Genomic DNA, 19,950 nt, shown 5'->3' on the forward strand with positions numbered 1-19,950 from the left:
GTGGGTGGGTGGTTAGTCGCGTGTGGGGGTTTCGGCTGCGGTGCGGAGGTTGGGGGCGCTGGCCGGCTCCGCGATGCCGCCGGGCGACTCCGTGAAGCCGGCGTCGTGCGCGGTCTCCGCGGCGATCGCCGGCTGGTCGGCCGGCATGACGTCGGGCATCTTGGGTACGACGATCACCGCCGTCCCGTACGCGCAGATCTCCATCCACATCTCGCCACAGTCCCGGCTGTCGAACCGCATGCCGATCACCGCGTTGGCGCCGAGCCGCAGGGCCTCCTCGCCGAGCCGGGCCACCGAGTCGGTGCGCCACCGGGTCAGGTTGTCCGGGGCCATCGGGTCGTACGCGCCACCGCGCAGGTTCTTGACCCCCTCGCGGTACGGGTTGCGCGTCCTGGCCATCGATGACACCACCTCACCGAGAATCTGGCGGATCTCGTAGCCGGGCAGTTGCTCCGTCGTCACGACCAGCACGATTCCGATGCTGTCAGGAGCGGCGTGACCCGATCGTGTGCATTGTTCACCTGATCGGATGCTGCAAAACGACGCGGCGCGGACGGCCGGCGCAGCGCCTGCCATCCGCGCCGCGCGGGGCGCTAACCGTCAGACACCGGCCACCGAGGTGATCCAGGCCCGGTTGTACGCGACGCTGCCGTAGTTCTGGATGCTGGAGCCGTCGGCCGTCGAGGCCACCCCGACCTGCCGGCCGTTGTAGAACTGCGGGCCGCCCGAGTCACCCCGCCAGGCGTTGCCGTTGATCCTGGTGCTGCGGATCGCCTGGCCGCCGTACGCGTCGGTGGCGCTGTTGCTGGTCACCCGCACGGTTGCGGTCTTGAGCTGGCTGGACGCCGAGCAGCCGCTGTAGCAGGTCATGCCCCAGCCGTAGATCGAGTTGGTCGAGCCGATCGGCGGGTTGCTGCTGGCCAGGCTCACCGTCGAGGTGCTGACGGTGCTGGAGAGCCGCATCAGGGCCAGGTCGCTGCGGGTGTAGGTGGCGCTGACGGTGCGGGTGACCCCGCCCGAGGCGCGGTAGACGCTGCCGACGCGGACCGACATGGTGCCGCTGATGCAGTGCCGGGCGGTGAGCACCCACTGCGGGGCGATCACGCTGCCGGAGCAGGTGAACGAGCCGTTGCTGAGCACCGCCGCGGCCCAGGGGGCGGAGGAGACGGTGTTGCCGCCGATGATGGGTTGCGGGCCGGCCGGGGCGGCGGCCGCGCCGGACGCGGCGCCGAGGACGCCGACCAGCGCGGCGCCGAGCAGGGCGAGCAGGGGACGGATGCGCATCGGGTGGACTCCTTGGACGGGGCGGACCCGGGGTCGCCGGGTGCGGGAGGGCGACAGCGGGGGTTCCCGCCATCGCTGACATCGAACTGTGTCGATGTACAGTAGGACCCACGGCGGCTGTTTTCAAGGATCCGATCGAGGTTAACCAATGTAACGATTCGGCGACCCTCAGCGCCGTATATGCCCTGGTGAGGCCGCGTGTCCCGCGTGGTGACCCGTCCCGGCCACCGGTTGTGTTGAGCACTGCCTGAACTGCACCCGGCCGGTGCGTCCGCGGCGGTATCTGCCAGGTACGCTGGCTGCGCTCGCCCGTTGTGGGTCGGCACCCAACTGCGTACACAGTCAGGAGTGCCCAGTGCCTCGCGTCGTCGTCGACGTCATGCTCAAGCCCGAGATCCTCGATCCTCAGGGCCAGGCCGTCGCAAACGCGCTGCCCCGGCTCGGCGTCAGCGACGTCGCCTCGGTTCGGATCGGCAGGCGGATCGAGATCGAGTTCACCGGTGAACCGGACCTGGACCGGGCCCGGGAAATTGCCGACAAACTGCTCGCCAACCCGGTCATCGAGGACTTCACCGTCCGCCTGGTCGAGGCCGACGAGACCGCGGACGCCCGCTCGTGACCGCCCGGGTCGGTGTGGTCACCTTCCCCGGCTCGCTCGACGACGGGGACGCGGCTCGAGCCGTCCGGATCGCCGGGGCCGAGCCGGTCCGGCTCTGGCACGGTGACCCGGACCTGCACGGGGTGGACGCGGTCGTGCTGCCCGGCGGCTTCTCCTACGGTGACTACCTGCGCTGCGGCGCCATCGCCCGGTTCGCGCCGGTGATGGAGACGATCGTGGACGCCGCCCAGGGCGGTCTGCCGGTGCTCGGCATCTGCAACGGCTTCCAGATTCTCTGCGAGGCGCACCTGCTGCCCGGCGCGCTCACCCGCAACCAGCACCTGCACTTCCGCAACCGGGACCAGATCCTGCGCATCGAGTCGGCCGGCACCGCGTGGACCAACGCGTTCCAGCCCGGCCAGGAGGTGCTCATCCCGGTGAAGAACGGTGAGGGCTGCTACGTCGCCGACACCGCGACGCTGGATCAGCTCGAAGCCGAGGGCCGGGTGGTCGCCCGCTACGTCGGCGGCAACCCGAACGGGTCGCAGCGCGACATCGCCGCGATCACCAACCCCGCCGGCAACGTGGTCGGCATCATGCCGCACCCCGAGCACGCGGTGGAGGCGCTCACCGGCCCCTCGCTGGACGGCCTCGGCTTCTTCACCTCGGTCCTCAAGCACCTGGTGGGGGCGCCGGCGTGACCGGCGGCACGATCATCGGTCAGCTCAACCGCCGGTCGGGCGGGCACGAGCGCAGCGAGGAGAGGTCATGACCACCCATCCGGACCCGGTACGGGACACACCGGAGGCGTACTCCGCCCCGGCGCAGCCGACCGAGCCGCGCCCGGCGCAGCCCGCCGCCCCGGCGACCGCTCCCGCACAGCCGGCCGCCGTCGACTGGACCGAGGGTGTGGACACCGTGCCGCGCGCCGGTGGCACCCCGGGAGAGCTCCAGCCGTACACCGAGCTGGGGCTCCGCGACGACGAGTACGACCGCATCCGGCAGATCCTCGGCCGTCGGCCCACTCAGTCCGAGCTGGCGATGTACTCGATCATGTGGAGCGAGCACTGCTCCTACAAGTCGAGCAAGGTGCACCTGCGCCAGTTCGGTGAGAAGGCGCCGCACAGCGACCGGCTGCTCGCCGGCATCGGCCAGAACGCCGGCGTGGTGCAGATCTCCGACGAGCTGGCGGTGACCTTCAAGGTCGAGTCGCACAACCACCCGAGCTTCGTCGAGCCGTACCAGGGCGCGGCGACCGGCGTCGGTGGCATCGTCCGGGACATCCTCGCCATGGGCGCCCGCCCGGTCGCCGTGATGGACCCGCTGCGCTTCGGCGCCGCGGACCACCCGGACACCGCCCGGGTCCTCACCGGCGTGGTCGCCGGCGTGGGTGGCTACGGCAACTGCCTCGGCCTGCCCAACATCGGTGGCGAGCTGGTCTTCGACCCCTCCTACCAGGGCAACCCGCTGCTCAACGCGCTCTGCCTGGGCGTGCTGCCGGTCAACCGGTTGCAGAACAAGGCCGCCGCCGGCCCCGGCAACGTGGTCGTGCTGATGGGCGCCAAGACCGGTCGGGACGGCATCGGCGGTGTCTCGGTGCTGGCCAGCGCCACCTTCGACGAGGGCAGCGAGCAGCGTCGCCCCGCTGTGCAGGTCGGCGACCCGTTCACCGAGAAGCTGCTGATCGAGGCGTGCCTGGAGCTGTACGACGGCCAGCTGGTCGTCGGCATCCAGGACCTCGGCGGCGCCGGGCTGACCTGCGCGCTCACCGAGACCGCCGCCGCAGCCGGCACCGGCATGCGGGTCTTGCTGGAGCGGGTGCCGCTGCGTGAGCCGTCGATGGACCCGCACGAGATCCTGGCCAGCGAGTCCCAGGAGCGCATGCTGCTGGTCGTCGAGCCGGACAAGCTCGACGCGGTGCTCAAGACCGCCGAGAAGTGGGGCGTGCTCGCCACCGCGATCGGCGAGGTCACCGCGCCGGAGCCGGACGGCAGCCCCGGCCGGTTGCTGATCACCTGGCAGGACCACCTGGTCGTCGACGTGCCGCCGGGTTCGCTGGTCGACGACGGCCCGGTCTACGCCCGGCCGATGCGTGAGCCGGCCGACCTGATCCTGCTCCAGGCCGACCGGGCCGAGACGCTTCCCCGTCCGGCCGACCCGGAGGCGCTGCGGGAGACCGTGCTGCGCATGATCGCGTCGCCCAACCTGGCCGACAAGACCTGGGTCACCGAGCAGTACGACCGCTACGTGCTGGGCAACACCGTGCTCGCCCAGCCGGAGGACGGCGGCGTGATCCGGATCGACGAGCGGACCGGGCTCGGCGTGGCCTTGTCCGTGGACGGCAACGGCCGGTACGCCCGGCTCGACCCGTACAACGGCACCAAGCTGGCACTGGCCGAGGCGTACCGGAACGTGGCGGTGACCGGCGCGAAGCCGATCGCCGTGACCAACTGCCTCAACTTCGGCTCCCCGGAGGACCCGGGCGTGATGTGGCAGTTCGCCGAGGCCGTACGCGGCCTGGCGGACGGCTGCCTGGAGCTGGGCATCCCGGTCACCGGCGGCAACGTCAGCTTCTACAACCAGACCGGTGCGGCGGCCATCCACCCGACCCCGGTGGTCGGCGTGCTGGGCGTGCTGGACAACGTCGCCGACCGGGTCCCGATGGGCTTCGTCCCGCGGGCCGGTGGCGACCACGACCAGCTCTACCTGCTCGGTGAGACCAACGTCGAGCTGTCCGGCTCGGAGTGGGCGTGGGTGACGCACGAGCACCTCGGCGGCATCCCGCCGCAGGTCGACCTTGCCCGGGAGAAGGCGCTGGCCGACCTGCTGGCCGAGGCCGCCAGGGTCGGTCACCTCACCTCGGCGCACGACCTCTCCGACGGTGGCCTCGCCCAGAGCCTGGTCGAGTCCTGCCTGCGTCGCGGCGTCGGCGCCCGGATCGCGGTGCCGGAGCACTTCGCCGGCGGCTCGATGCCGTTCGTCTACCTGTTCAGCGAGTCGGCCGCACGGGCGCTGGTGTCGGTGCCGCGCGGTCACGACAAGGCGTTCGCGGCGCTCTGCGCCGAGCGGGGGGTGCCGTTCGAGCTGATCGGCGTCACCGACCCGTCCGGCGGCGCGCTGGAGGTGCACGGCCAGTTCCGTATCGGCCTGGACGAGCTGCGCGCCGCGCACACCGAGACGTTGCCGCGCCTCTTCGGCGGCGCCGCCGCCGTCGAGGTGCCCGCACCGGCGGCTGGCGTGGCGGGGGCCGTCGAGGCCGTGGCGCTGCCGGTCGCGCAGGCCGAGCCGGTTGATGTGGCGGCGGTCGTCTCCGAGCCGATCGCGTCGGCCGGTCCGGTCCCGCAGACCGGTGCCGTCGAGCCGGTCGCCGAGGCACCGGCGAGCCCGGTCGAGTACACCGGGTCGGCTGGGCCCGGCGGGTCGTCCGAGACTGACTCCGGTGTCACCGAGCCGTCGCCTGACGAGCGCTGAGGCGTTGACGGCCGCCGTCTACGGCCAACCCGGCTCGGGTGCCCGGTTCGACTGGGGGCTGACCGGGGCGGCCGAGCTCGGTCGGGTCTGCGCGGCGCTGGTGGTGGTGGACGTGCTCTCGTTCACCACCTCGGTGGAGGTGGCGGTCGGGCGCGGCATGCGGGTGCACCCGTTCCCGTGGGGTGAGCAGGCCGCCGAGTACGCGCTGCGGGTCGGCGCGGTGGCCGCGGTGGGCCGTCGGCGGGTGACAGCGGAGCATCCGTGGTCGCTCTCGCCCGCCGCGCTGAGCACCGCGCCGGTGGTGGCGGACCTGGTGCTGCCCTCGCCGAACGGCTCGGCGATCAGCGCCGCCGCCAGCGCCACCGGGCTACCGGTGGTCGCGGCGTGCCTGCGCAACGCCCGCGCCGTCGGGCGTTGGCTGCGCCGCCAGGGGTACGGCACGACGGACGCCCCGATCGGCGTGATCGCGTCGGGGGAGCGGTGGCCGGACGGCTCGCTGCGCCCGTCGGTGGAGGATCAGCTCGGCGCGGCCAGCGTGCTCGACGCCCTCTCCGGTGTGCCGGGTGGGCTCTCCGTGGAGGCGGCCATGGCGCTCGCCGCGCTGGCCAGCACCCCCGACGTGCCCGCAGCGGTGCGGGGTAGCGTCTCCGGCCGGGAACTGACCGAGGGCGGCTTCGCCGAGGACGTCGACGTCGCGGTCCGGCTCGGCGTGTCGGACGTCGTCCCGGTGCTCCGCCACGGCGTCTTCTCCGCAGCCTGACCGACGCGGGTGCGTGCCGTCCCGCCGTGATCAACGCCGGGCGCCGGCCCGCTGTCTGATCAACTCCACTTTCGTGAAGCCGGGGCTTCCAGGTCCGGAGGACACCCCGACTTCAGTGACCACGAGTGGACCTTGCAGCAACGGAACGGCCGCCCGGATCTCCGGGCGGCCGTTCCGTGTGCCGTGAGTGCGTGCCGGGTCAGTCGTCCAGCCAGTCGAGGCGTCGACCGCCCCGCTCGGTCGGCGGCGGGCTGTCCGCCGGCCGGGCCCGTCCGGCCTGCTGGCCGTAGCCGCCCTGGTCGTAGCCCCGGTCGTCGTAGCCGCCGCCGCGCTGCGGTGGGGGCTCCTGGCCATAGCCGCCCTGGTCGTACCCGCCGGCCTGCTGGCCGTAGCCGCCCTGGTCGTACCCCCGGTCGTCGTAGCCGCCGCCGCGCTGCGGTGGGGGCTCCTGGCCGTAACCGCCCTGGTCGTACCCGCCGGCCTGCTGGCCGTAGCCGCCCTGGTCGTAGCCCCCGGCCTGCTGGCCGTAGCCACCGGTCGGCTCCGCCGCGCGACCGCCGTACGGGGCGGGGTCGGGCTGACCGTAGCCCTGGCCCTGCTCCGGCTGGTAGACGCCGGTGGCGTACGGATCGGCCGGAGCGGGGTACTGCGCGCTGTCGCCGGTGTACCGACCGGTCGGCTCGTCGAAGCGCTCGCCGTAGCCCGCGCCGCCAGCGGGAGCCGGCGGGTAGCCGGCCGCACCGGCCGGTGCCGTGTAGTCGCGGCTGCCGTAGCCGCCGCCGGAGGAGGGCGCGCTGCCGTAGCCGCCACCGGAGGCCGGTGCGCCGCCATAGCCCGCACCGGAACCGGGCGCGGCACCGTACCCGTCACCGGAACCGGGCGCGGCACCGTAGCCGTCACCGGCCGCGCCGGCGCCGTAGCCACCCTCGGGAGTCACCGCCGTGCCGTAGCCGCCGCCCGAGGCGGGGGCGTTGCCGTAGCCGCCGGCGCCGTACCCGCCCGATGCCGGCTCGTCGCCGTAGCCGGTGCCGCCCCAGCTCTGCTGGCCCGCCGCGCCGTACGGCTGTGCTGGCGCGCCGTACGGGTCCGGTGGAACATCGTCGACCACCGGGCGGTGCATCATCGTCGGCGCCTCGCTCAGCGCCGTGCCGCCGACCATCGTCGGGTCGGGTGCGCCGAGGGGCCGGTTGACCACCCGGGTCTGGTCGTCGGCCCCGCGGAACCCGCCGCGCGCCGCCGGCACCGCGCCGGCACCCGCCGGGTCGTCGTCCTCGTCGTCGTTCTCCTTGCGCCTCATCCAGAGCAGCACGATCGTGCCGACACCCGCGGCGACGAGCAGACCACCGAGCAGGATGATCAGGTACGAGCTGAAGCCGCCGCCGTCGTCCTCGTTGGAGGCGTTGGCCGGGGCACCCGCGCTGGCTTCCTCGGTGGGCTCCTCCTCGGTGCCCTCCTCGACCGGTTCCTCGCTGGGGGTGGCCTCGGCGCTGGCGGACGGGGTGGGGCTCGGCGTCACCTCGACCTTGAGGGCAAGGCTGATCCGCTGGCCCGAGACAGACTGCCCGGCGCTTGCGTTGACGGTCTTCCGGCCGAGGACGTTGTCGAAGCTGGCGCCCAACTCGAGCCTTCCGGGCGCGATCGGGTTGCCGGTGGTGCCGGTGAAGCGGAAGTTGCCGCTGCCGTCGCTGGTGGTGTCGTGGCGCTTACCCCCGCTGTCCAGGAGCATCACCACAGCGTTCGGCACAGCGTCGCCGTTGGCCTGCACGATCACCTTGCCGGAGACCGACTTCACGGTCTGCGTCTGCGGCGGAGGCGGAGGCGCTGCTTTGGCTGTGAGGTTGACCGTCGTCGAACCCTGTCCGTTTCCGAGCCCAGCGCTGGCCCTGACTGTGATGCGGGCGGACCCGTTCGACGCATCGTCTGCCAACTTGAACTTGGCGGTGTAGGTGCGGCTTTCGGTCACGTTTCCTTGTGAGCAGCCATCGATGCACTGGAGCTTCGAATTGCTGGAGCTGACGGTAACGTCGGCGGGCACAGCTGGGTCATCGAAGTTGAGCGTGTAGCTCACTGTCGTCTCCCCGCCGGCTTCGACGGTGCCTGGGGAAGCCGAGACGTTGGTCACGCGGGGCGCGGCCATTGCTGGTGTGGCGGGGACGGCGAGCAGAGCGCTGGCAACCAGCGCTACGACCACACCGGCCCGCTGCTTCCAGGCACGTCGGTGTGTTGACACGTCCACCGCCTTCCGGACTGACTTCCCTTGACCGACGGGGCGCCGGGCCGGGGATCATCACGGTACGAATACGCCGTCGGCAACTATGCCTTGTCTGACTGGATCGGCGCGACCCAGGGCCAGCGTCGGGTGTTCTGCCTGCGGGTCGTATCGTCCCGTCGTGTCCTCTCCGTACAGTAAGTCCACCGCCGTTGCGGCGGCATTGTCGGCGCTCGACGAGGGGCGTACGCCCGAAAGGCCGGTACTCCGGGAGGCGGTCCGGTCGCTGTTGGCCGGCCTCGCGGAGCGCGCCCCCGGCCGATCGGTGGAGGTGCGCGTCCCACCATACGGTGCGATCCAGTGCGTTCCCGGCCCTCGACACACCAGGGGAAACCCGCCAAACGTGGTCGAGATGGCCCCGGACACCTGGCTGGCGCTGGCCACCGGGCGAATTGGTTGGGCCGAGGCGGTCACCGAGGGTCGTATCCAGGTGAGCGGGGTCCGGGCGGACCTCTCGGCTTATCTGCCCCTCTAGCTGCCCCGATGTCCGGCCCTCCGTGACGTTCGGCAGGGAAACCGTGACTTTCTGTATTGACGACGATTCGCGTACACTGTCAGGCGACGACAGTGGTCCCGGCAGAGGAGTGTGGATCCGCCCGTGATCCCCGCCAGGCCGGTCCAGACCAGCATGAGGGAGCGGTAGTGCCCCGAGGCGACGGCCGGCTGAGCCACGACCTTGACCCCCAACGACCCGGCCCCCAGGACGCCTGCGGCGTCTTCGGCGTCTGGGCCCCCGGTGAAGAGGTCGCCAACCTGACCTACTTCGGTCTCTACGCACTGCAGCACCGTGGCCAGGAGGCGGCGGGCATCGCGGTGAGCGACGGCTCCGGTGTGGTGGTCTACAAGGACCTCGGCCTGGTGGCCCAGGTCTTCGACGAGCCCACCCTGGCCAGCCTGCGTGGCCACCTGGCGATCGGGCACGCCCGCTACTCCACGACCGGCGCCTCGAACTGGGAGAACGCCCAGCCGACGATCCGGTCGACGAGTTCCGGCACGACCATCGCGCTGGCCCACAACGGCAACCTGGTCAACACCACCGAGCTTGAGAAGGAGGTCGCCGAGCGCGGCCTCGTCGCGGACGGCTCGACGAACGACACCTCGCTGGTGACCATGCTGCTGGCCAGCCGTCCGGACCTGTCGGTCGAGGCGGCCGCACTGGAGGTGCTGCCGCAGTTGCGCGGCGCGTTCAGCTTCGTCTTCATGGACGAGTCGACGCTCTACGCGGCCCGTGACCCGCACGGCGTACGCCCGCTGATGCTGGGCCGGTTGGAGCGCGGCTGGGTGGTGGCCAGCGAGACCGCCGCGTTGGACATCGTCGGCGCCAGTGTGGTGCGCGAGGTCGAGCCCGGCGAGCTGATCGCGATCGACGAGGACGGGCTGCGTTCGACCCGGTTCGCGTCGCCGGAGCCGAAGGGTTGTCTCTTCGAGTACGTCTACATCGCCCGCCCGGACGCCACGATCGCCGGGCGCAACGTGCACTCGGCGCGGGTGCAGATCGGCCGGCAGTTGGCCAAGGAGCACCCGGTCGAGGCCGACCTGGTGATCCCGGTGCCCGAGTCGGGCACCCCAGCAGCGATCGGCTACGCCGAGGCGTCCGGCATCACCTACGGCGCCGGCCTGATGAAGAACCCGTACGTGGGGCGCACCTTCATCCAGCCGTCGCAGACCCTGCGCCAGCTCGGCATCCGGCTGAAGCTCAACCCGCTGCGCGAGAACGTCCGGGGCAAGCGGCTGGTGGTGGTGGACGACTCGATCGTCCGCGGCAACACCCAGCGGGCCATCGTGCGGATGCTGCGGGAGGCGGGGGCGCTGGAGGTGCACGTCCGGATCTCCTCCCCGCCGGTCAGCTGGCCGTGCTTCTACGGCATCGACTTCGCCACCCGCGCGGAGCTGCTGGCCAACGGGTTGGACAACGACGGCATCCGGCGTTCCATCGGTGCCGACACGTTGGGTTACGTTTCGCTTCCCGGCCTGATCGCCGCGACCGAGCAGCCGAAGACCCGGCTGTGCCGTGCGTGCTTCGATGGGGAGTACCCGATCGAGCTGCCGGCTGGCAACCTGATCGGCAAGCACGTGCTCGAAGGGGTGGGCCGACGGGTCGCCAACTCGGCACCGGAGGCCCCGCACACCAACGGCCCGCTCGTCGCCACTCCGGGTGGCGTGACCGCAAACCGCCCGTAGCAACAAACTGGCGCGGCCCGGCCACCGCCGGCGCGGCACCGAGAACCACAAAGGGGAGAACCGTGACGCACGTGTCCGAGCGCAGCGGCGCAGGAAGCAGCCCGACCGGCGCCGGCGGCGACCGCCAGCTCTGGACGGCCGGTGCCGGCCGTCAGGCGCGCAAACGCTCGGTCTCGTACGCCGACGCCGGGGTCTCCATCGACGCGGGCGACCGCGCGGTGGAGCTGCTCAAGTCGAAGGTGCGCCAGACCCGTCGCCCCGAGGTGCTGGGCGACCTGGGCGGCTTCGCGGGCCTGTTCCGGCTGGACACGACGAAGTACAAGAACCCGATCCTGGCCTCCTCCACGGACGGGGTGGGCACCAAGCTGGTGATCGCCCAGCAGATGGACATCCACGACACGGTCGGCATCGACCTGGTCGCGATGGTCGTCGACGACCTGGTGGCCTGCGGTGCCGAGCCGCTCTTCCTGCTGGACTACATCGCCACCGGCGAGGTCGTACCGGACAAGGTCGCCGAGATCGGCGCGGGCATCGCCGACGGTTGCCGGTACGCCGGCTGCGCGCTGCTGGGCGGGGAGACCGCCGAGCACCCCGGCGTGCTCCGCCCCGACGAGTACGACATCTCGGCGACCGGCGTCGGCGTGGTCGAGGAGAGCGACATCCTCCGCCCCGACCGGGTCGAGGTGGGCGACGTGGTGATCGCCATGCGCTCGTCCGGCCTGCACTCCAACGGCTACTCGCTGGTCCGTCACGTGCTGCTCGGCGCGGCCCGGATGCGGCTGGACATCGTGATCGACGACTTCGGTCGGCAGCGGACCCTGGGTGAGGAGCTGCTCACCCCGACCAAGATCTACGCCAAGGACTGCCTCAAGCTGATCGCCGAGGCCGAGGTGCGGGCGCTGGCCCACGTCACCGGTGGTGGCATCCCGGGCAACTTGGTCCGGGTGCTGCCGGAGCACGTCGACGCGGTGGTCAACCGGTCCACCTGGAAGCCGCAGCCGGTCTTCGACCTGATCCAGTCGAAGGGCCGGATCGACGACCCGGAGATGGAGTCGACCTTCAACATGGGTGTCGGCATGTTCGCGATCGTCTCGGCCGAGGACGCCGACCGGGCGCTGGCCACGCTGACCGGCCGTGGCGTCGAGGCGTGGCAGGCCGGCGAGATCATCGAGGGCACCGGCAACGTGCAGATGGTCGGCCAGCACACCCGCGGATGATCACGCTCTGGTGATCGTACGGGCACCTGATCAGGGCTTCACCCGAGTGGCCAATGCCGCCTAGCCTGAAGGGCACCCTCAGGCTAGGCGGAGGAGGGCGATGGCTGCTCGGGGACAGTCGTTCAGCGGGATGCGTGGTCTGGCCACGGTCCCGTCGTACGTCGTCATGCAGCCCACCACCCTCTGTAACCTCGACTGCGCGTACTGCTACCTGCCGTTCCGCGCCGCCGACCGGCGGATGCCGGTGCCGGTGGCCGAGGCGGTGGCGGCGGCGGTCAACCCGTGGGCGGCGGCCGGCCGGTTCTCCGTGGTCTGGCACGGCGGAGAGCCGCTGGCGGCCGGTCGGGAGTGGCTCGCCAACCTGATCGCCCCGTTCGGGCCTGAGGTTGAGCACCACGTGCAGACCAACGCCACGCTGATCGACGACGACTGGTGCGACTTCTTCGTCGAGCATGACGTGCGGGTGAGCGTGAGCGTGGACGGGCCCCGGGAGCGCAACGGCGACCGGGTCAACCGGGGCGGCCAGCCCGCGTACGACCGGATCATGCGCGGGGTGGACACGTTGCGCCGACACGGCCTGCCGTTCTCCGCGCTGGCCGTGGTGTCCCGGCCGGAGCCGGGGCTCGCCGCCGAGCTGTACGACTACTTCCTCGGCCTGGGCTGCGACGTGCTGGGCATCAACATCGAGGAGACCGAGGGAGTCAACACCCGGGACAATCGCCACGACCCGGCGGCGGTGACCACGTTCTGGGCGGAGCTGGTGGCGGTCTGGCGCCGGGATCCCCGGATCCACCTGCGCGAGATCGAGTGGTCGCTGCGCTACGCCGCGGCGGTGCTCGACGACTCGGCGGACGCGGTGCTGCCCCGTCGGCTGGACCCGATCCCGACCATCGGGCACGACGGCTCGGTGACCGTGCTCTCCCCGGAACTCGCCGGCTTCACCGACCCCCGCTACGGCGATTTCAGCAGCGGTAACGTGCTGACCACCCCGTTGGCTGAGATCCTCACCGGCGCCGGGGCGACCCCGTGGGTGGGCGAGTTCCTGGCCGGGGTGGAGGCGTGTCGGGCGTCCTGCCCGTACTTCGGCTTCTGCGGCGGTGGTCATGCCGCCAACCGTTACTTCGAGTTGGGGCGTTTCGACGGTACGGAGACCGAGCACTGCCGCAACAGCAAGATCCGCCTATTGGAGGGAGTGTTGGAGCATGCCCGAGACCACCAGTCACCGGCGGCCTGAACGCGGAGCGGATGACGCTCCGGACGGAGTCGCCGACCGGGTGCGGGAGGTGGCCCCAGGGCTCGTCGCGCTCCTGCAGGAGGCCGAGGACGCGCGGCGGCTGCGGGCGGAGGTGCCGGGCGGGGGCGGCACCAGCGCCGTGTGCGCCTGGAACCACTTCGAGAACATCCCGACCTTCTACAACTGGAACAACCGACCGCGCTGAGGGCGACCGCAGTCAGGGGCCTGTCGAACGGCCGGAGTCGTCTCCGGCCGCGCCAGGCCCCTGACCGTCGCTACTGGTACCGCTCTCGACGGGCAGATGCATGAGCACGCGGGGGTCACCGCGTGCTCAGCTGCGTCGAGAGGTCAGCGGGTCGGACGGATCCAGGGATCCGGGTCGTCGTCCGCGTGATCCTCATCATCGTCGTCGACGAACTCTTTAGAGTCGTCGTCGAAGTGGTGCTCAGACTTACCAGCACCCGCCAGTTCACGCTGCAAGGCGGTGAGGTCGGTGTTCGGGGAGTGGTACTTCAACTCCCGGGCCACCTTCGTCTGCTTGGCCTTAGCACGGCCGCGCCCCATGGCTCGACCCCCTCGCACAGAATGCGGGGCAGCCCGAAGGCGGGCCCCGATGACGTCAGGCATCTCTCGTGGCTCTTACGGTACATGGGGATGCCATCGTTCGGCACCTCGGGTTACCGTCAGCCGGCTCTGCGAGTCGCGGCGATCCGGCCGTCACCCAGTGTACCTGGTAAGGAGCGGAACCGAGAGCGCCCGTGACACCGGACAAAACACCCCAACTTGACCTGGCTTCAGCCTACCGACCGTGGACCGGCGGGGGGCCCGGAGGCGGATCCGGTGGGTCCGCCTCCGGGAACGCTCAGCGCAGGTGGATCGTGCGCAGGCGGCCGACCTCGGCCATCCGGCGCTCCGCCAGCCGGTCCGCGGCCACCGCCGGCGGCACGCCCTCGGCATCGGCCAGGTGCAGGATCTGACGGGTGGTGTCGTAGATCCGGGTGGCCCGGAGCTTCGCCCGGTCGAAGTTGAAGCCCTCGATCTCGTCCGCGACCTGGATCACGCCGCCGGCGTTGACCACGTAGTCCGGGGTGTACAGGATGCCCCGGTCGGCCAGCAGCTTCTCGATGCCCGGGTGGGCGAGCTGGTTGTTCGCCGCCCCGGCGACCACCTTGGCCCGCAGCACCGGCACGGTGTCGTCGTTCAAGGCGCCACCCAGCGCGCACGGGGCGTACACGTCGATGTCCGCGGCGACCAGCGCGGCGGCGTCGTCCACCAGGGTGACCTGCGGGTGGTTGGTGCGTGCCCACTCCAGCGCCTTCGGGTTGACGTCGGTGGCCACCACCTCGGCGCCGTCCTCCAGCAGGTGCCCGGTCAGGTACTTGCCGACCTTGCCCAGGCCGGCCACGCCGACCCGGCGGCCGCGCAGGCTCGGGGTGCCCCACACGTGCTCGGCGGCGGCCCGCATGCCCTGGAAGACGCCCCAGGCGGTCAGGATCGACGAGTCACCCGCACCGCCGTGCTCGACGCTGCGGCCGGTCACGTAGCGGGTCTCGCGGGCCACGACGTCCATGTCCGCCACGTAGGTGCCGACGTCACAGGCGGTGTAGTAGCGACCGGCCAGCGACTCCACGAAGCGGCCGTACGCGCGCAGCAGCGCCTCGGTCTTGATCTGCTCGGGGTCGCCCCAGATCACCGCCTTGCCGCCGCCCAGGTCGAGCCCGGCGAGAGCGTTCTTGTACGCCATCCCGCGGGACAGGTCGAGCACGTCGGCGAGCGCCGCGTCCTCGTTGGCGTACGGGTAGAAGCGGGTGCCGCCCAGCGCCGGCCCCAGCGCGGTGGAGTAGATCCCGATGATCGCCTTCAGGCCGCTCTGCTTGTCCTGGCAGAACACGATCTGTTCGTGACCGGTCGATACCGGGTCGTCGGTGCTCGCGAATACGCCCATGGCTTGCTCCTGGAGTGGTGTGCGCCCTTGTGGGACGCGGACCTGGGTGGACCCCGGCGGGGATGCTGCCGGTGTGGTCGAGCCTAGTATCGGCCGCCGTGGCGTCGCCCGACGCGCCGCCGCCGTCTCACGTTGCGGCGCGCGTGGTCCGGCCGCTGACCGCGTCCGGGGGCGGTTCGTGGGAGGATCGCGCCGTGCCGTCGCTCTTCGCTTCTTACCTGCGCGTGTACGAACCGCTGACCGCCTTCGACCGGGACCGCCAGAGCTACTGGCGCCGCTACGTCTCCGAGGGGCGGGCGGTGGCCCCGGTGGAGGGTCCCGGCCGGCAGCGGACGGCGGTGATCGAGGCGCTGGGGGCGGGCTGGACGCGGTTGCCGGACCCGCCGGAGGAGGCGTACGTCCTGGAGACGGACGACAGCCTGCTGGTCTGCCCATGGAACCTGCGGATCCGGGTCGCTGAGGCGGCGCTCAGCGCCCGGGACGGGGTGCCCTCGGTGCTCGCCGACGCCTTCGTGCCGCCGGTGCTGGCGGGGCAGGCCAGGGCTGTGGTGGACGACTGGCGCAGCGGCGCCCGGGTGCTGGAGCACGGCGTGCCCCGGGTGCACGAGCAGATCGCCACCTGGGGTGTGCCGCTGCGCTGGTTCGTGCTCTTCGAGCCGGCGGAGCGGGACCTGGTCACCCAACCGGGCCGCCGGGCGCTGCGCTACCGCACCGAGATCTCGAAGGCCCGCCGCCGCTCGTCGCGGGCGCTCTCGGTGCTGCGCAAGTCGGTGGGCGAGGCGCCGATCACGGAGGCGGTGGAGGAGGCGGCCCGCTGGCTGGAGGAGTTCCACCCGCGCTCGGTGGTGGAGCTGGACTACGGCGGCCTGGTCGACCTGCTCTCCGACGAGACGCTGGCCGCGGACGACTCCCCTGAGCTGGTCGCCGGCGGTCTCGCCGGGCTGTCCCGTGGTGAGGCCGAAGAGGCGTCCGCCGCGTACGACAAGCTGGTGGCACGGTGGCGCGCGGTGCAGCTGCTGGAGCGGTGCAACTGAGGCAAATCGCCCGCAGAGCGCTCCCAAGGCGAGGTGTGCTCGTAGTTGACGCATCACGAACCGTGATCATGAGTCCTAATAAGGTACTTTCTGCCGTGTAAAAGTCGTAAAAATCGGGCATGGTTCATCCGTCCGTCTAGGGACCTTCATCCGTTCGGCCCATGTCGGACATCGGGGACTAGCCGGACCATGGGAGACGCGTCGGCCGGCGGGACCCCGGCCGATGTCTATACATGTGGAGGAGTGACCGATGGCATCGCGAACGCACGAACCAGAGCCGCTACTCACGCCGGCCGAGGTGGCGTCGATGTTCCGTGTCGACCCGAAGACGGTGACCCGGTGGGCCAAGGCTGGCAAGCTCAGCGCCATCCGCACGTTGGGTGGTCACCGTCGATACCGCGAGTCGGAGGTCAGGGCGCTGTTGCAGGGCCAGATCCCGCAGCAGCGGCAGGGCGACTGAGCGCAGGTTTTCCGGTCAGGGGCGGTGGATCGCGATCCGCCGCCCCTTTCCATGTCCGGCCGGCGTCACCCACGCCAGCCGGGCCTCAGGCCACGTCCGGCCTCAGCCCTGCCCCTCGGCAAGGGTCACCCGGATGCCGACCGTGCCACCCGCACCCCGGCGCAGCCGGCTGCCGAGCAGGCTCAGTCGGCCGATCAGCCGGTACTTGTGCTTGAGCAGGTCGCGCACCCGGCCGGTGTCGCCGCCACCGTAGATCGTCGCGTGGGCGGGCACCTCCGGCCCGTGCGGCCGGCCCCGCACGTCGCACGGCGCCACGGTCACGTCGCCGTTGCGGCGGATCCGCTTCACCTTGCCGGAGTCGGCCCGGGTCCAGACCGCCAACGCCTCGCCGTCGCGTACCGACCAGACGGGGGTCGGCACCGCCCGACCGTCCTTGCGGAAGGTCGTGAGCAGGATGTACTTCTCGGCCGACAGCCGGTCCAGCGTGGTCACGCCGCCAGGATACGACCGCTGCGGCCTGCTGAGTGGCCGGATAGCGTGACGTCATGACGGGGGAGCCTCAAACCGGTGACGTGATCGGCGAACTGCTGCGGGACACGCTCGCCGTGGCCACCGGGGTGGGCCCCCGACCGCTGGTCGGCGGGCGGCTGCCCCGGCCGGTCATCGAGATCATTGAGCGGGACGACGGGTTGATCAATGGTGCGCCGGCCGCGCACTACCTGGACGGGCCTGCCGACTGGCAGCCGTACGACCACCGGGCGGTGGACCGGGTCCGGGGCGAGACGCTGGACGTCGGCACCGGTGCCGGCCGGATCGCGCTGCTGCTCCAGGAGCGCGGCGTACCGGTCACCGGGCTGGACACCTCGGCGGGCGCGCTGGCGGTGAGCCGGCGCCGCGGGGTCCGGCAACTGGTGCACGGCACCGTGGACACGCACGTCGCCGACGGCCGGCGGTACGACACGTTCCTGCTCCTCGGCAACAACCTGGGGCTGTTCGAGGGACGGGAGCGGGCACCGAAGTTCCTGGCCGCGCTCGCCGCGCTGGCCCGGCCGGGGGCGCAGATCATCGCGCACGGCACCGACCCGTACGGCACCCGCGACCCGCTGCACACCGGCTACCACGAGCGCAACCGCCGGCGGGGCCGGCTCGGCGGCCAGCTCCGGCTCCGCCTGCGCTACCGGGAGCTGGGCACCGAGTGGTTCGACTACCTGGTCTGCTCGGCGGACGAGTTCGGCGCGCTGGTGCAGGGCAGCGGCTGGCGGCTGACCGATGTGGACGACCGGGACGCTCCCTACTACCTGGCCACCCTGCGCCTCGCGAACTGACCGGCCGCCCGGCCTGCCGGCTGTAAGGAAGGGCCCCTTGTTATCGCCAGGCGATAACAAGGGGCCCTTCCTTACAGCTCAGACCTGGACGGTCGGGGGGAGTTGTTCGGGCGGGAGGCCGCCGTCGCCATCGACCACCTCGTCGGGGGTGCCGTCCTCGTCGATGTCGACCATGGTGATGTCCACCTTGCCGTCACCGTTGGTGTCGAACTGGAACAGGTCGGCCTTGCCGTCGCCGTCGGTGTCGACAACCCACACGTCGGTCTGGCCGTCGTTGTTGGTGTCGGCGCGCAGCAGTTCGACCCGCTCGTCTCCCCGGGTCTCCACGGTCTCCCCGTCAGTGCTGCCCGGGTCGGTGACGCTCTCCGGTGCCTGGCTCATGTCGACTGGTCCTTCCCTCGGTTGACGGGCCGTCAGTACCCGATCCCGCGCTCCCCCACGCATGGGCCGGCTCCCGTGCTGAATAGGGTCGCACCATGAGCGAGCGGACCAGGCGGATCACCCGGACCGGCGTGGCGGGGACCCCGCGCGCCGCCGGGCGGGACAGGGAGGCGTGATGAGCGATCGTTTCGTGGTCGTCGGTGCGGGCACGATGGGACTCGGCATCGCGTACGTGGCGGCCGGGGCCGGGCACGCCGTCGAGCTGGTCGAGGTGGACCCCGAACGGGGCGCGACCGCGCTGAACCGGCTCGCTGAGCTGTGGGAGCGGGGCGTGCAGCGCGGGAAACTGAGCGCCGACGACGCCGCGGCGAACCGTCAGCGCGTGACGCTGCGCCCGACTCTCGCCGAGGTCGCCCCCTCCCCGGAGGTGATCGTGGAGGCGGTGCCGGAGCGGCTCGACCTGAAGCGGGCGGTGCTGCGTGACGCCGCCGCGCTGCGCCCGGCGCTGCTGGGCAGCAACACCTCCAGCATCGCCATCGGTGACCTGGCCGCGGGGCTGGACCGGCCCGACCGCTTCCTCGGTCTGCACTTCTTCAACCCGGTCTGGGCGATGGCGCTGCTGGAGATCGTGGTCGGCCCGGCCACCGCCGAGGAGACCACCGCCGCGGCCGTCGCGCTGGCCGTCCGGCTGGGCAAGGACCCCGTCGTGGTACGCGACCTGCCCGGCTTCGCCACCTCACGGCTCGGGGTCACCCTCGGCCTGGAGGCGATCCGGATGGTCGCCGACGGGGTGGCCAGCCCGGCCGACATCGACAAGGCGATGGTGCTGGGCTACCGGCACCCGATCGGGCCGCTGGAGCTGACCGACCTCGTCGGCCTGGACGTGCGGCTGGACATCGCCCGCACCCTCCAGGCCGCGTACGGGGATCGCTTCGCACCGCCGCCGTTGCTGGTGGAGATGGTGGCTGCCGGACGGCTGGGCAAGAAGTCCGGGCACGGTTTCTACCGGTGGGACGGCGGTGCCAAGCAGTGAGCGGGGGGCTGCGGATCGAGGAGCGGCCGGACCGGCTGGTGGTCACCCTGGACCGGCCGGAGAAGCGCAACGCCATCGACGCCGACCTGATCGCCGAGCTGCACCAGGTCTGTGCCGAGTTGGAGGCGCGCCCCCGGCTGCTGCTGCTCACCGGGGGCGCGGCGGGCATCTTCGCCGGTGGCGCCGACATCGGTCAGCTCCGGGAGCGGGGTCGCACCGACGCCCTGGCCGCGATCAACTCGGCAGCCTTCGCCCGGATCAGGGCGTTGCCGATGCCGAGCGTGGCGGCCGTGGACGGTCCGGCGTTGGGCGGTGGCGCGGAACTGGCGTACGCCTGCGATCTGCGGGTGTGCACGACGCGGGCGGTCTTCGGCCAGCCGGAGGTCCGGTTGGGCATCCTGGCCGGCGCCGGCGCGACCCACCGGCTGCCCGCGCTGATCGGCGAGGCCCGGGCCAAGGAACTGCTCTTCACCGGCCGGCGGGTGGATGCCGCGGAGGCGCTGCGGATCGGTCTGGTGAACCGGGTGGTGGACGAGCCCGGTGAGCTGCTGGCGGTGGCGCACGGGCTGCTGGACGAGATGGCCCAGGGCTCGTCGCTGGCGCTGCGGCTGACCAAGCTGGCGGTGGACGCGCCGGCCGCCGCGCACCCGCAACTCGACCTGGTCAGCCAGGCGGTGCTCTTCGAGGACGAGGAGAAACACCGCCGGATGACCGAGTTCCTGGAGCGCCGCCGGCCCCGGTGACCCCGAACCGAAACG

The 19,950-nt window shown here is 71.8% G+C and carries 21 protein-coding genes; 14 read left to right on the plus strand and 7 right to left on the minus strand.

The window, feature by feature from the left end; all coding sequences use genetic code 11:
- Nucleotides 1–12: 12 nt before the first annotated feature.
- The gene (locus KBX63_RS27520) at nucleotides 13–576 is read right to left on the minus strand and encodes a YbjQ family protein (RefSeq protein WP_210916249.1); all 564 of its coding nucleotides are present in this window, start codon (nucleotides 574–576) and stop codon (nucleotides 13–15) included.
- A gap of 24 nt (nucleotides 577–600) precedes the next feature.
- The gene (locus KBX63_RS27525) at nucleotides 601–1,284 is read right to left on the minus strand and encodes a trypsin-like serine protease (RefSeq protein WP_210916250.1); all 684 of its coding nucleotides are present in this window, start codon (nucleotides 1,282–1,284) and stop codon (nucleotides 601–603) included.
- A 355-nt stretch (nucleotides 1,285–1,639) separates the two neighbouring features.
- Between KBX63_RS27525 and purS the strand changes: the two genes are divergently transcribed.
- The 4 genes from purS to KBX63_RS27545 all read left to right on the plus strand — a co-directional run bounded on the left by purS (nucleotide 1,640) and on the right by KBX63_RS27545 (nucleotide 6,113).
- Nucleotides 1,640–1,903 (plus strand): phosphoribosylformylglycinamidine synthase subunit PurS, encoded by a 264-nt coding sequence (gene purS, locus KBX63_RS27530; RefSeq protein ID WP_030332194.1) that lies wholly within the window; start codon nucleotides 1,640–1,642, stop codon nucleotides 1,901–1,903.
- A complete protein-coding gene (gene purQ / locus KBX63_RS27535; protein WP_210916252.1) occupies nucleotides 1,900–2,583 on the plus strand; it encodes a phosphoribosylformylglycinamidine synthase subunit PurQ in 684 nt (227 codons plus the stop codon). Before purS ends, purQ begins: the two co-directional genes overlap by 4 nt.
- Before the next feature lie 67 nt (nucleotides 2,584–2,650).
- Nucleotides 2,651–5,353 carry a phosphoribosylformylglycinamidine synthase subunit PurL gene (gene purL, locus KBX63_RS27540; protein ID WP_210916253.1) on the plus strand — a complete coding sequence of 901 codons (2,703 nt, stop codon included), beginning with the start codon at nucleotides 2,651–2,653 and terminating at the stop codon, nucleotides 5,351–5,353.
- A 4-nt stretch (nucleotides 5,354–5,357) separates the two neighbouring features.
- Entirely contained in the window at nucleotides 5,358–6,113 is a 756-nt protein-coding gene (locus tag KBX63_RS27545; RefSeq protein ID WP_210916391.1) for a 2-phosphosulfolactate phosphatase, read from the plus strand.
- Nucleotides 6,114–6,312: 199 nt separating this feature from the next.
- On the opposite strand, the gene KBX63_RS27550 is transcribed toward KBX63_RS27545, so the two are convergent.
- A complete protein-coding gene (locus KBX63_RS27550) occupies nucleotides 6,313–8,349 on the minus strand; it encodes a carboxypeptidase regulatory-like domain-containing protein (RefSeq protein ID WP_374102273.1) in 2,037 nt (678 codons plus the stop codon).
- A 154-nt stretch (nucleotides 8,350–8,503) separates the two neighbouring features.
- On the opposite strand from KBX63_RS27550, the gene KBX63_RS27555 reads away from it, so the two are divergent.
- The 5 genes from KBX63_RS27555 to amcA all read left to right on the plus strand — a co-directional run bounded on the left by KBX63_RS27555 (nucleotide 8,504) and on the right by amcA (nucleotide 13,219).
- The gene (locus tag KBX63_RS27555) at nucleotides 8,504–8,857 is read left to right on the plus strand and encodes a sterol carrier family protein (RefSeq protein WP_074315836.1); all 354 of its coding nucleotides are present in this window, start codon (nucleotides 8,504–8,506) and stop codon (nucleotides 8,855–8,857) included.
- A gap of 167 nt (nucleotides 8,858–9,024) precedes the next feature.
- Nucleotides 9,025–10,563, plus strand: coding sequence for an amidophosphoribosyltransferase (gene purF, locus KBX63_RS27560; protein ID WP_210916258.1), 1,539 nt, complete (start codon nucleotides 9,025–9,027; stop codon nucleotides 10,561–10,563).
- A 62-nt stretch (nucleotides 10,564–10,625) separates the two neighbouring features.
- Entirely contained in the window at nucleotides 10,626–11,780 is a 1,155-nt protein-coding gene (purM, locus tag KBX63_RS27565; protein WP_210916261.1) for a phosphoribosylformylglycinamidine cyclo-ligase, read from the plus strand.
- 130 nt (nucleotides 11,781–11,910) lie between these two features.
- Nucleotides 11,911–13,014, plus strand: a complete 1,104-nt coding sequence (gene amcB / locus KBX63_RS27570) for a cyclophane-forming radical SAM peptide maturase AmcB (RefSeq protein ID WP_305798347.1) — start codon at nucleotides 11,911–11,913, stop codon at nucleotides 13,012–13,014.
- Nucleotides 12,983–13,219 (plus strand): multiple cyclophane-containing RiPP AmcA, encoded by a 237-nt coding sequence (amcA, locus tag KBX63_RS27575; protein WP_210916268.1) that lies wholly within the window; start codon nucleotides 12,983–12,985, stop codon nucleotides 13,217–13,219. The genes amcB and amcA overlap by 32 nt, the downstream gene beginning before the upstream one ends.
- A gap of 143 nt (nucleotides 13,220–13,362) precedes the next feature.
- Here the strand turns inward: amcA and KBX63_RS27580 are convergent, their stop codons facing one another.
- The gene (locus KBX63_RS27580) at nucleotides 13,363–13,578 is read right to left on the minus strand and encodes a DUF3073 domain-containing protein (protein ID WP_074315844.1); all 216 of its coding nucleotides are present in this window, start codon (nucleotides 13,576–13,578) and stop codon (nucleotides 13,363–13,365) included.
- 298 nt (nucleotides 13,579–13,876) lie between these two features.
- On the minus strand, nucleotides 13,877–14,959 hold the full coding sequence (locus KBX63_RS27585; RefSeq protein ID WP_210916271.1) for a Glu/Leu/Phe/Val dehydrogenase: 1,083 nt from the start codon (nucleotides 14,957–14,959) through the stop codon (nucleotides 13,877–13,879).
- A 194-nt stretch (nucleotides 14,960–15,153) separates the two neighbouring features.
- On the opposite strand from KBX63_RS27585, the gene KBX63_RS27590 reads away from it, so the two are divergent.
- On the plus strand, nucleotides 15,154–15,993 hold the full coding sequence (locus tag KBX63_RS27590; RefSeq protein WP_210916273.1) for a hypothetical protein: 840 nt from the start codon (nucleotides 15,154–15,156) through the stop codon (nucleotides 15,991–15,993).
- 250 nt (nucleotides 15,994–16,243) lie between these two features.
- Nucleotides 16,244–16,453, plus strand: coding sequence for a BldC family transcriptional regulator (locus KBX63_RS27595; protein WP_007073996.1), 210 nt, complete (start codon nucleotides 16,244–16,246; stop codon nucleotides 16,451–16,453).
- Nucleotides 16,454–16,555: 102 nt separating this feature from the next.
- Here KBX63_RS27595 and KBX63_RS27600 read toward each other — a convergent pair whose 3' ends face one another.
- Complete coding sequence (locus KBX63_RS27600; RefSeq protein ID WP_210916274.1) at nucleotides 16,556–16,945, minus strand: PPOX class F420-dependent oxidoreductase; 390 nt, start codon at nucleotides 16,943–16,945, stop codon at nucleotides 16,556–16,558.
- Between the two features lie 53 nt (nucleotides 16,946–16,998).
- Between KBX63_RS27600 and KBX63_RS27605 the strand changes: the two genes are divergently transcribed.
- A complete protein-coding gene (locus KBX63_RS27605) occupies nucleotides 16,999–17,778 on the plus strand; it encodes a bifunctional 2-polyprenyl-6-hydroxyphenol methylase/3-demethylubiquinol 3-O-methyltransferase UbiG (RefSeq protein ID WP_210916275.1) in 780 nt (259 codons plus the stop codon).
- Nucleotides 17,779–17,856: 78 nt separating this feature from the next.
- On the opposite strand, the gene KBX63_RS27610 is transcribed toward KBX63_RS27605, so the two are convergent.
- Nucleotides 17,857–18,159 carry a hypothetical protein gene (locus KBX63_RS27610; protein ID WP_210916276.1) on the minus strand — a complete coding sequence of 101 codons (303 nt, stop codon included), beginning with the start codon at nucleotides 18,157–18,159 and terminating at the stop codon, nucleotides 17,857–17,859.
- Between the two features lie 175 nt (nucleotides 18,160–18,334).
- Between KBX63_RS27610 and KBX63_RS27615 the strand changes: the two genes are divergently transcribed.
- Nucleotides 18,335–19,192 (plus strand): 3-hydroxyacyl-CoA dehydrogenase family protein, encoded by an 858-nt coding sequence (locus tag KBX63_RS27615; protein ID WP_210916277.1) that lies wholly within the window; start codon nucleotides 18,335–18,337, stop codon nucleotides 19,190–19,192.
- A complete protein-coding gene (locus KBX63_RS27620; protein ID WP_374102274.1) occupies nucleotides 19,189–19,935 on the plus strand; it encodes an enoyl-CoA hydratase/isomerase family protein in 747 nt (248 codons plus the stop codon). Before KBX63_RS27615 ends, KBX63_RS27620 begins: the two co-directional genes overlap by 4 nt.
- Nucleotides 19,936–19,950: the final 15 nt, after the last annotated feature.

It is taken from the genome of Micromonospora sp. U21 (genome assembly GCF_018070045.1).
Classification (GTDB): domain Bacteria; phylum Actinomycetota; class Actinomycetes; order Mycobacteriales; family Micromonosporaceae; genus Micromonospora.